Source organism: Aminivibrio sp., assembly GCF_016756745.1.
Taxonomy (GTDB): domain Bacteria; phylum Synergistota; class Synergistia; order Synergistales; family Aminobacteriaceae; genus Aminivibrio.
Window position 1 is genome coordinate 1 of the sequence record NZ_JAESIH010000046.1, and the last position, 10,820, is coordinate 10,820.

8 protein-coding genes are annotated in these 10,820 nt (G+C 63.1%); 4 read left to right on the forward strand and 4 right to left on the reverse strand.

Features of this window, described 5'->3' with window-relative positions:
* Positions 1 to 971, reverse strand: a 971-nt coding sequence (locus tag JMJ95_RS06770) for a CoA transferase (RefSeq protein WP_290683897.1), incomplete at its 3' end; no start/stop codon positions are given.
* 352 nt (positions 972 to 1,323) lie between these two features.
* On the opposite strand from JMJ95_RS06770, the gene JMJ95_RS06775 reads away from it, so the two are divergent.
* A complete protein-coding gene (locus tag JMJ95_RS06775; protein WP_290683899.1) occupies positions 1,324 to 2,880 on the forward strand; it encodes a PucR family transcriptional regulator ligand-binding domain-containing protein in 1,557 nt (518 codons plus the stop codon).
* A gap of 82 nt (positions 2,881 to 2,962) precedes the next feature.
* Here the strand turns inward: JMJ95_RS06775 and JMJ95_RS06780 are convergent, their stop codons facing one another.
* From JMJ95_RS06780 to JMJ95_RS06790, 3 genes are read right to left on the reverse strand one after another with little or no spacing between them, the layout of a single operon-like run.
* Positions 2,963 to 3,358: a (2Fe-2S)-binding protein gene (locus JMJ95_RS06780; protein ID WP_290683901.1), complete on the reverse strand. Its 396-nt coding sequence runs from the start codon at positions 3,356 to 3,358 to the stop codon at positions 2,963 to 2,965.
* Positions 3,355 to 4,164, reverse strand: a complete 810-nt coding sequence (locus tag JMJ95_RS06785) for an FAD binding domain-containing protein (protein WP_290683903.1) — start codon at positions 4,162 to 4,164, stop codon at positions 3,355 to 3,357. The genes JMJ95_RS06780 and JMJ95_RS06785 overlap by 4 nt, the downstream gene beginning before the upstream one ends.
* Entirely contained in the window at positions 4,161 to 6,515 is a 2,355-nt protein-coding gene (locus JMJ95_RS06790; protein WP_290683905.1) for a xanthine dehydrogenase family protein molybdopterin-binding subunit, read from the reverse strand. Before JMJ95_RS06790 ends, JMJ95_RS06785 begins: the two co-directional genes overlap by 4 nt.
* A 125-nt stretch (positions 6,516 to 6,640) precedes the next feature.
* Here JMJ95_RS06790 and JMJ95_RS06795 point away from each other — a divergent pair, with 125 nt between their 5' ends.
* The 3 genes from JMJ95_RS06795 to JMJ95_RS06805 all read left to right on the forward strand — a co-directional run bounded on the left by JMJ95_RS06795 (position 6,641) and on the right by JMJ95_RS06805 (position 10,487).
* On the forward strand, positions 6,641 to 7,651 hold the full coding sequence (locus JMJ95_RS06795; RefSeq protein ID WP_290683907.1) for an ABC transporter substrate-binding protein: 1,011 nt from the start codon (positions 6,641 to 6,643) through the stop codon (positions 7,649 to 7,651).
* 66 nt (positions 7,652 to 7,717) lie between these two features.
* The gene (locus JMJ95_RS06800) at positions 7,718 to 9,409 is read left to right on the forward strand and encodes an iron ABC transporter permease (protein ID WP_290683909.1); all 1,692 of its coding nucleotides are present in this window, start codon (positions 7,718 to 7,720) and stop codon (positions 9,407 to 9,409) included.
* A 4-nt stretch (positions 9,410 to 9,413) separates the two neighbouring features.
* Positions 9,414 to 10,487 carry an ABC transporter ATP-binding protein gene (locus tag JMJ95_RS06805; protein WP_133959142.1) on the forward strand — a complete coding sequence of 358 codons (1,074 nt, stop codon included), beginning with the start codon at positions 9,414 to 9,416 and terminating at the stop codon, positions 10,485 to 10,487.
* The last annotated feature ends 333 nt before the right edge of the window (positions 10,488 to 10,820 follow it).

Sequence of the window (10,820 nt, forward strand, 5' to 3'; positions counted from 1 at the left end):
GGGTCGTTGACCACGTGGGCTATGTCGTTGATGGGCCCGCTCGGGACATGCGCCTTTTCAAACTCGGCAAGCCAGTGCTCCGAAGTATTCTTCATGGTCCTCTCCTCGAGTATTTCCTTCAGGGCGTGAAAATTCTCCACTCTGGCGGGGTTGTCGACAAAGCGGGGATCGTTCACGTACTCTTCCATGCCGAGCACGGCGCACATTCTCTTCCAGATTTCGTCGTTCCCCACGGCGATGTTCATTGCGCCGTCGGACGTCGCGAGGGTGGTGAAAGGGGATATGGAGGGATGACGGTTGCCGATGGGGCGCGGGATCTCGCCGCTGACCAGGTACCTGGAGACGGCGTTTTCGAGGACGGCCACCATGCAGTCGAGCATGGCCACATCGACGAGCTGCCCCCTGCCGGTCCGGTTCCGGGCGTTCACGGCGGAAAGGACGCCGATGACGGTGAACAGACCGGCGAAAATATCCGCCACGGAGCTGCCGACTTTCGTGGGGGTGTGCTCGTCCGGTCCGGTGACGCTCATCATGCCGCCCATACCCTGGATGATGAGGTCATAGGCGGGACGGGAGCTGTAGGGCCCCGTCTGGCCGAAGCCCGAGCTTGCGGCGTAGATGAGCCGGGGATTTACCTTCCTGAGGTCCTCGTAGCCGAGGCCGAGCTTGTCCATCGTCCCGGGCTTGAAGTTCTCAATGAGAATGTCGCTCTTCCTGGCGAGGGACTTGAGGATTTCCTTGCCTTTTTCGTGTTTCAGATTCAGCGTGACGCTCTTCTTGCCCCGGTTGAGGCTCATGAAATAGGCACTCTCCCCCTTCTGGAAGGGGGGGTACGCACGGGTATCGTCCCCTCCATCGGGACGTTCGATCTTGATCACTTCCGCGCCCAGGTCGGCAAACATCATGGCGGCAAAGGGGCCGGCCAGCACGCGGGTCATATCCAGCACAACAAGTCCTTCCAACGGCTTCATAGGGAATACACCTCCAATTCGCAGCTGCGGCGCAACGTGTTGCGGCCGGCTCTCCACACACTACATCCGCCCCCGCAGGATGTTACTCTGTGACAATTTGACGGGCGCACACGACTCTCTCCGAATAGCATCACTATCCAACCTTCGCGCGGACCGGGAAGGGATTCCCTCGTGCCGAAAAAAGCCTGCAAAATGCACAAATTCATGTTTTACACACAGTTTATTTTATCATATAATATGTTTGGGTCAAAAGAATTACAATGTCATTATGTAACATAAATGCTCTTCCTTTCCGACACTCCGTGACACCGGTCGGAATGGGGATGCACACAAAAAAAGAGGTACATTCGACATGATCGTTGCCGACCTTCTCAAAAAACACCTGTTTCCGGACTTCCAGATTCTTGCCGGCGGCAGTGGACTCAGCCGGGAGATCAGCGCCGTTTCCGTGCTTGAGGCGCCCGACGCCGACAACTGGATGCGCGGCGGCGAGTTCCTCGTGGGAAGCGGTTTTGTCTTCAGGGATGATCCCGAGCAGCTCACTCCCCTCATAAGCAGGATGAACAGGAAGGGCATAGCCGCGGTGGGCTTCAAGCTCGATCGCTTCCACCACAAACTACCGGAGAGCATGACCGCCGAGGCGGACTCCCTGCAGCTTCCCATCCTCGAAGTGCCCATGCACTATCGCTGGACGGACATCATCGACGTGATCCACACCCACTTGATCCAGGAGCGGAACAGAGACCGGCCCGACGACCTCAGCGCCTTCTGGGAGGAGAGCCTCGACTTCCGGAAACTCATGTCCGACTTCGCCCAGAACCTTCGGCGGGATCTCCTGGTGCAGGCCCCCCAGCTCGATCTCAACAACCTCTTTCTCGCCGACGGTTCCATCCTCGGCGGAGAAGCAGTCCAGAAATGCCTGGACCTGCCGGTGGTGCAGGAGACGGCCCTTCCTAAAAGGGGGCAGATCCATTCCTGCGTGGAGGTCAGGAACAGCGGGCAGGTTCAACGGTTCGCCGCCTATCGGCTTCGGCTCGACACCCCCATCTCCATCTTCGTGGTCCTCTCCCCGGGCGAACTTTTTCCGTCGGCCCGGCAGGAGCGGATGGTGCTGAGAGCCCTGACCATGCTGAGGGCGTCGGCTCTCGAAATCGCCATCGTGTCGAGCAAAAAAGTGATGAAGAAGGAGCGGTTTCTCGAGGGACTCTGCTTTGGACTGTACTGCGATCCCTCCATGATCCGCATCAATCTTGGGGAGCTGGGAATTCCCCTCTCCCTTCCGGCGTCGGTGCTCATCGTCTCCACCGCCGACGGGCTCTCCTCGCCCCGCTGGACATCCCCGTCGGGGCTGAGCTACCGGCTCGGCAACACCTGGGTCACCCTCATCCCCTCTTCCGACATCGAGAGCATGAAGAACTCCCTCCAGCAGGAAGGAGCGGCCCTGGGGTTCCACTTCTCTTTCGGTTCTCCCGCCGGCGATCTCATGGAAATCTCCCGGTCCTACCATGAGGCCCGGAGAACCTTCTCCCTTCTCCGGGATTTTTCCCTCCCCCCGGGAGTCTACTTCTATGAGGAACTCTCCCTGTTCGGCCTCCTGCAGAGCATGTCGAAGCTGCCCGAGGCACGGGACGTCTGGAAGAGATTTTGGGAACCCCTGGAAAAGGATCCCTCCCAGGCCCGGAGGAGCCTGCCCCTGAAGGAACTGGCATCTATGCTCGTGTCCCGGGATTTCAACGCGAAATCCTGCGCCGAGGGGCTCCATCTCCATTACAATACCGTAAGAAATTACCTCAGGGAGATCGAGGCATTGCTGAAGGTAGACCTGAACAACCCCCACCATCGCCTCGGCATCACCCTGGGCTGCCATATCAACGGAAGTCTTGCCCGGGAACGGCCCTCCATGCCCTAGCCGCCTTTCTCCGCAGTCAGGGCACTGCATCCGGCAGGGCCTTCCGGATGCCTTCGCAGCCGGCGCACCGGCAGAGGTTGGACTAAAGCCGTTCCCGGTCCGTTTCATTGTTTGCTTCCGGGCGGGCGGCTATAAGGGAATGGGCGTTGAGCAGAAACCCCGAAGTGCAGTAGCCGCACTGGAACCCGTTGAACTCCAGGAACGCTTTTTGTACCGGGGTATCCTTCAGCCCCTCGGCGGTGGTGATCCTGTGCCCTTCCGCCTCCACGGCCAGCAGAAGGCAGGACTTCACGGGAAGGCCGTCGAGCAGGACCGTGCAGGCCCCGCAGTCTCCGTTTTCGCACCCGGCCTTGGCCCCGGTGAGGCCGAGCTCTTCCCGGAGCACCCGGAGAAGGGTGTCCGAGGGCCTGGCCGCCACAGCCCGCCGCTCACCGTTCACCAGGAGGTTCAGTTCCGTGATGCCGGACAGCCGCTTCATGAGGGGAGCACCTCCAGGGAGAGAAGTATATCCTCGAGAACCTGTACGAGAAGGGCCTTCCTGTACCCGGCCCCGGCCAGAGCGTCTTCCCTGACCCTGTGGGGAAGACTTTCCGCGACCTTCTCCGGGGGCGTGACCGCCGCCGCGGATAGGGCGACGGGATAGTCGAACACCCCGGAGAGGGCGATGTCCACCGTCTCACCATCCCGCACCGCCGCTCCGGAGCAGAGGGGGTAATCCACCCTCCCGCCCCGGACTTTCCGGGACGAGGCAAAGGGAAGGGATGCGAAGCGCTCATCCACGACGAGGGCCACGAGGAATTCTCCTTCGCCGAGCTTCAGCCGCCTGTCGAAGGCAGTTTCAAGAGCCTCCTCCCGGAGTCCCTCCGAACCGAAGACCAGGGCGACCCCGGCGGCGCACAGGAAGGGCAGGACCGCCTCCCTGTAGGGAAGGGCGCCGCAGACATTCCCGCCGAGGCTGAGGCGGTTCCGGACCGTCTTGTCCGCCACGGTCCGGGCCACGGCGGACAGCAGGGGGAACCCGCCCCGCTCAACCGCATCGGTGAGAGAACAGGCCGCGCCGAAGACGAGTCGCCCCCCGAAACACCCCAGGGCACGGCACTCCGGAACGCCCTTGAGGTCGATGACGCAGTCCGGGGAGAACGCGCCGCTTCGGGCAAGGGCGACGATCTCCGTCCCCCCCCCGTAATACGCCGGGTTCTTTCCGGCTTGTTTTTCCTCTCTCCAGGCGTCCCTGGCCTCCTCCAGGCTTTCGGGAAGTATGTAGTCGAAATCCCGGGCGATCATCGGTTTTCCTCCTTTTTTCTGAGAGCCTTCCAGATAGCCTCCGCCGTAACCGGCAGAGAGCGGAATTCCGTGCCGAAGGCCCTGGACAGGGCTCCGGCCACTGCGCCCGGAATTCCGAGGACCCCCTGCTCTCCCATGCCCCTCATGCCCAGGGGCCCCCCGTGCTGGGGTGTTTCCAGAAAGCATACATCGTACTCCGGATCCTCGCCGTACCGGGGGATCTTGTAGTGCCGCAGGGAACCGTTGAGCACCCTGCCGGAGGAAGAGAACCGGAATCCCTCGGAGCAGGAGAAACCGAGGGCCATCTCCATGGCCCCCACGGCCTGCCCCCGGGCGAGGTCCGGGTTGATCACCCGTCCCACGTCCATGGCGCAGACAGCCCGGACCACCCGGTAGGAACCGTCCCGGGGATTCCCCTCCACCTCCACCGCCTCGGCCCCAAGGGTCCACTCCAGGGCGGGGTTTCCGCCGCCCGTGGCGGGATCGATGGAGGACAGTCCGGAAGCGATGTACCGTCCCACGCCGAACACCTGTCCCTCCACCGAATTGCCCCCCGGGTAGGTGTACCCGAGCACCACGGCGGAGAGGGGAAGCCCTCTTTCAGGATCGCCTCCGTGATAGACCCGGCCTCCCCCGACCTCGAGATCACCTGGGCTGCACCGCAGAACGATGGACGCCGTGCGCCGGATTCTGTCGATGGCCATGTCCGCCGCCTCGAGGGCGGCGTTCCCCGCCATGAAGACCGACCGGCTCGCGGCGGTGGCCCAGTCATGGGGAGATCGGGACGTGTCCACCTCCGTGTGGACATGGACCATGTCCGGAGATACGCCGAACCTGTCGGCCACCATCTGGGCGATGGCGGTATGGGCCGCCTGCCCGATCTCGGCGACGCCCACCGAGAGGTTCATGGAGCCGTCCTCGTTGAAAGTGAGGATGGCCCCCGCGTCGGTGTTCGGGGGCATGGCGGGAGCCTTCCAGAAGGCACCGATCCCCTTGCCCGTGACGTTCCCCGACGGGAGGGTTCCCGAGGCTCCCTCATCCCACCGGATCATCTCCGCCGCCTTCCGGATGCACCCCGGAAGGTCCCCGGTACTCGAGTCCATGACGCTGCCCGTGGGACTCCTGTCTCCCGGCCTGATGGCGTTGCGGATCCGCAGCTCCACGGGATCGAACCCGCCTGCCGCAGCCAGGGCGTCCATGGCCCGCTCCACCGCGAAGCAGAGCTCGATGTGGCCGAATCCCCTGAAGGCCGTGGCAAAGGGGGAGTTGGTGTAGACGCAGAGGGAATCGCAGGTCACGTTCTCCACACGGTAGGGGCCGGTACAGGCGATGGCGGCCGCCCGGCTCACGTTCACCGCGTAGTCGGCAAAGGCGCCGCTGTTGAAGAGGTAGTGCAGATCCATGGCGAGAAGGTTTCCCTCCCGGTCTGCGGCTATCTTCACCGTGGCCTCCAGGCCGATGTGCCCCGGAGAAGCGGTCATGTCCAGCTCCCTGGTGTTGGCCAGCCGGACGGGCCGACCGCCCACGGCCCGGGAAAGGAGCACGGCGAGTCCTTCGAGCTGGATGCCGGCCTTGCCCCCGAAGCCTCCCCCGCAGGGCGGGGCGATGACGGTGATCTTCCCCTGGGGGATGCCGAGGAATATGCCGAGAAGATTCCGCACCACGAAGGGAGCCTGGGTGGAAGAATAGACCAGATGCCTGCCGTCGGCCCGGATGGACGCCACGGCGCACCGGGGCTCCATGGCGGCGTGGTCGCCGGGGGGGAAGGAAACGGACACTTCCGCCCTCACTGCCGCTGCGGCGAAGGCGGCGGACGGATCCCCTTTCCGGATTTTCGTCCGGTTGGCCACGTTGGTGCCCGGTTCCGGAAGAATGTCGGGAATATGGGAGTACTTCCCCATTTCCGGGTGAAGCACCGGGGCCCCATCCTTCAGAGCTTCCCGGGGGGAGAGAACCGCCGGGAGAGGTTCGTACTCCACCCGGATTTTTCCGGCGGCGAACAGTGCCTCCCGCTCGCTGTCTGCCACCACCGCCGCCACCGGTTCCCCGAAATGGCGCACCGTTCCCCTGGCCAGGGGAGACTTGTCTCCAAGGTAGAGGCCGAAGAGGATCGGGAAGTCCTCCCCCCTCACCACCGCCCGGACACCGGGACACTGCTTCGCCTCCTCGAGGTCCATGGACACAATCCGCGCAGAAGCGTGGGGGGATGGAAGAAGGACTGCATGGAGCATGCCGGGAAAGAGCAGGTCTCCCGTATATGCCAGCTCGCCGGAAACCTTGGAAGGTCCGTCCGCTCTCGGTACCGGCCTTCCGACGGAAGGCCCGGCGCCCTGTGTGGGATTCGTCGTCATGGATCCTCCTCCTTGTCGAAAAGTTATGGAACAAGTGTATCATTTCCCAAGAAATAGCGGGAGACCGAAATGTGTTACAATAATTCCTATGCTCCACAGACTCATTCCAGGGAGGGATTCCGGAAATGAAGAAACACGGCAGACTGTTGACCGTTCTTGCGGGGGCGCTTCTCGTCCTGTCGCTTCTCGCCGGGGCGGCCGCGGCGAAGGAGCTGGTGGTCTATTCCAGCGTGGACGAGGAAAACGCGAAGAACATCCTCGACGAATTCTCGAAGGTCTCGGGCATAAAGGTGAACATGGTCTTCCTCTCATCAGGCCCGGCCATGAGCCGCATCGAGGCGGAGAAGGCGAACCCCCGGGCGGACGTGTGGTTCGGCGCCCCCAGCGAAAACCATATCGTGGCGAAGGACCGGGGTCTGACCCAGCCGTACCTCCCCGCAGCGGCGGCGGATCTGGCTGCCGGCTTCAAGGATCCCGAGGGCTACTGGGTCGCCTTTTACATGAACCCCCTCGGTTTCGGCGTCCTGGCAGAGGAGCTGAAGAAGGACGGCAAGCCCGTGCCGGCATCCTGGAAGGACCTTCTCGACCCGGCATACAAGGGCATGATCCAGATGCCCTCCCCCCAGTCCTCGGGCACGGCCTACGCCATGATCATGACCCTCATCGAGACCTACGGCGAGGACGAAGCCTTCAAGTACATGAAGGCCCTCAACCCCAACATCCAGACCTACACCCAGAGCGGCACCGGGCCGAGCAAGAACCTGGCCATCGGGGAGACCCAGATCGCCATCCAGTTCACGCCGGCCTTCCTGAAACTCGTTGACGAGGGCTTCCCCGCCTCCGTCATCTTCCCCGCCGAGGGCGTGGGATTCGAGGCCGCCGCCATGTCCATCCTCAAGGGAGCGAAAAACCTCGACTCCGCCAAGGCCCTGGCCGACTGGATCGTGTCTGCGGAGGCCCAGAAGGTGCTGAGCGCGAAGAAGACCTACTTCTTCCCCGTGAGGGCCGACGTCTCCGCAGGAGAGGGGCTTCCCGCCCTTTCGGAGATCAAGCTCATCGATTACGACCGCATCAGGGCGGCCCAGGAGAAAAAGCGCATCATCGACCGCTGGGTGACCGAGGTCCTCGGACAGTAGAACCATCCGGCAGACAGATTTCCGGGGGGGAGGCGCCGGCCTTCCCCCCGCCGTTCAGGAGGCGCCATGGGCACATTCGCAAAAGGACGGAGGGAGATCCGGCTCCTTGCCCGGGACCCTCTTCTCGCGTTTCTGGTGGTACTTCTCTTTCTCTCCCTGGCCCTCTTCGTGGCCTATCCCCTGCTGTCGGTGCTCGTGAAGAGCCTCCAGACCGACGAAGGGACCTTTACGTTCGGAAACTACACCCGTTTTCTTACATTCAGATATCTCCGCTCGTCTTTATGGAACAGCCTCTCCGTGGGCTTCGCCACGGCGGCGGCCAGCGTGGCCGTGGGCTATGCGGCGGCCTTCACCATCACCCGGACGTCCATCCGGTGGAAGAAAGCCCTCCACCTGGTCTTCATCCTGCCCATCATCTCCCCGCCCTTTACGAGCGCCCTCTCCATCCTCATGCTCTTTGGCGCCAACGGCCTCATCACCCGGGGACTGCTGGGCATACGGAACTACAACATCTACGGCTTCAAGGGAGTACTCCTCTCCCAGATCTTCACCTTCGCCCCCGTGGCCTACCTCACCCTGAAGGGCGTGCTCGAATCGCTGAACCCCACCCTGGAGGATGCCGCCATGAACGTGGGGGCCGGCAGGATGCAGACCTTCCTCAGGGTGACCCTGCCCCTCAGCCTTCCCGGCATCGCCAGCGCCTTCCTCGTGGTGCTCATCGAATCCCTGGCGGACTTCGGCAACCCCCTGGTGCTCGCGGGAAGCCGGTTCCCCATGCTCTCCACCCAAGCCTACCTGGAGATCACGGGCTCCTTCAACCTTCCCCTGGGGGCCGCCCTCGCCGTGGTGCTCCTCATCCCGTCCATCACGTCCTTCGCCATCCAGAGGTACTACCTGCAGAAGAGGCAGTACACCACCGTGACGGGAAAGCCCACCGCCTCGTCGTCGAAGCTGGTCAGCCGGGGGGCCCGGCGCGGGCTCGTCACGTTCGCGGCCCTGTTCTCCGGCTTCGTCCTCCTCTTCTACGGCACCATCTTCCTCGGGGCCTTCACCAGGGTCTGGGGGTATGATTTCTCCCCCACCCTCGAGCATTTTTCATACGCCTTCGGCGTCGGCCTCGGGACCATCAGGGACACCCTCATCGTGGCCCTCTGGTCCACACCCCTTTCGGGCTTCCTGGGAATGCTCATCGCCTTCCTGGTGGTCCGCACATCCTTCCCCGGCAAAGGGCTTATGGAGTTCACCTCCATCCTCAACTTCGCCGTGCCGGGAACGGTGATCGGCATCGGCTACATCCTCGCCTTCAACCGCCCGCCCCTGATGCTCATGGGGACCCTGGCGATCCTGGTGCTGAACTTCGTCTTCCGGTACATCCCGGTGGGAATCCAGTCCGGCATCGCCGTGCTCCGGCAGATCGACCCCTCCATAGAGGAGGCGGCCCAGAACCTGGGAGCGGACAGGATCACCACCTTCCGCAAGGTCACCCTGCCCATCATCGCACCGGCCTTCTTCTCGGGCCTGGTCTTCGCCTTCGTCCGGGCCATGACCGCCATCAGCGCCGCCATTTTCCTGGTGTCGGCCAACTGGAACCTGCTCACCGTGCAGATCCTCAACCAGGTGGGCTCCGGAAGGCTCGGCGTCGCCGCCGCCTTCAGCGTGATCCTCGTGGTCATCGTCGTAGCCGCCATGGCCGTCATCGCGCGCCTCGTCCCCGGCCGGACCGGGGGCATGGCGGCAATCCAGATACAGGAGGAATAATCCCGTGAAACTTCGCATCGACTCTCTCGTCAAGGATTTCGGCAGCTTCGACGATCCGGGAGGCCTCTTCCGCGCCGTGGATTCCGTCTCCCTGGAGGTGGACGACGGAGAGCTCGTCACCCTGCTCGGGCCGTCGGGGTGCGGCAAGACCACCCTGCTCCGGATGATCGCCGGGTTCGAGGACCCCACCTCGGGGGACATCTTCTTCGGCGAACAGCGGATGAACGACGTCCCTCCCAACAGGAGGAACGCCGCCATGGTCTTCCAGTCCTATGCCATCTTCCCCCACCTGAACGTGAGGGACAACATCGCCTTCGGCCTTCGGCTCAGGAAGCTGACGGACAGGGAAATCCGCGAACGGACGGAGAACGTGGTGGACCTGGTGGGGCTGGGGGGCATGGAGGCACGGCAGCCGAGCCAGCTCTCGGGAGGGCAGCAGCAGCGGGTCGCCCTTGCCAGGGCGGTGGTGATGGAACCTTCCCTGCTCCTCTTCGACGAGCCCCTGTCAAACCTGGACGCCAAGCTCCGGGAGCAGATGCGGATCGACATCCGGAAGCTCCAGCAGCGGCTGGGAATCACGAGCATCTACGTCACCCACGACCAGATCGAGGCCATGAGCATCTCCGACAGGGTGGTGGTGATGAACCGGGGGAAAATCGAGCAGACGGGAGCCCCCCGGGAGCTGTACTCGAAGCCGGCGAACCGCTTCGTGGCCTCCTTCATCGGCAAGGCGGCCTTCCTGCCCGGGGAAAAGGCGGCGGCAGGATGGACCCTTCTCGGCAGGCCGTGGAATCCCGAAGCGGGAGAATCCCTGATCCCGGGAAAATACGACATCATGGTCCGCCCGGAGGGCGTCCGGCTCTCTCCCGCCGGGAGCGGAACAGGACACCTCGATGGGACGGTCATCAGGTCGACCTACCTCGGGAGCGTCATGGAGTACGAAGTGGACCTCCCAGGCACGGAACCGGTCACGGTGCACATCCCCAACCCCTTTGAACGGAACCCCCTCGCTCCGGGGGCCGCGGCGGAGCTCACGCTGATACCGGAAGGCCTCCATTTCCTCCCGGCGGAAAAATAGAAAAAGGGGAGAGCCTTTCCTCCGGTTCTCCCCGCAAATCATTCACTCTACAGGCTTCCGCCCGCAGCCGCGATCCTGGCGGACGACATCGCTGCGGAGCTTGGCGGCCCGGACGCCTGAAAGCCTTTCATCAATAAGCAAAGAGGGATCGTTCTGGAGGAACAGGACATCCCTCTTTGTTTTTCGGGCCCGGAAAAAACCTTTTAAACCTGGATTCCCGCCTACTCATAACGAGGCTGGAGGTTGGACATCCATAGCCTCGTAGATTTTCCGTTGCTTCTCCAAAATCTCGCCGACAAGCAGCCTTTGTCCAGGATGTTCGAAACATTCGAT

Bases quoted from the DNA above. Each gene is read 5' to 3' on its own strand.
- JMJ95_RS06775 (WP_290683899.1), top strand. From the start codon at position 1,324: ATGATCGTTGCCGACCTTCTCAAAAAACACCTGTTTCCGGACTTCCAG.
- JMJ95_RS06780 (WP_290683901.1), bottom strand. From the start codon at position 3,358: ATGAAGCGGCTGTCCGGCATCACGGAACTGAACCTCCTGGTGAACGGT.
- JMJ95_RS06785 (WP_290683903.1), bottom strand. From the start codon at position 4,164: ATGATCGCCCGGGATTTCGACTACATACTTCCCGAAAGCCTGGAGGAG.
- JMJ95_RS06790 (WP_290683905.1), bottom strand. From the start codon at position 6,515: ATGACGACGAATCCCACACAGGGCGCCGGGCCTTCCGTCGGAAGGCCG.
- JMJ95_RS06795 (WP_290683907.1), top strand. From the start codon at position 6,641: ATGAAGAAACACGGCAGACTGTTGACCGTTCTTGCGGGGGCGCTTCTC.
- JMJ95_RS06800 (WP_290683909.1), top strand. From the start codon at position 7,718: ATGGGCACATTCGCAAAAGGACGGAGGGAGATCCGGCTCCTTGCCCGG.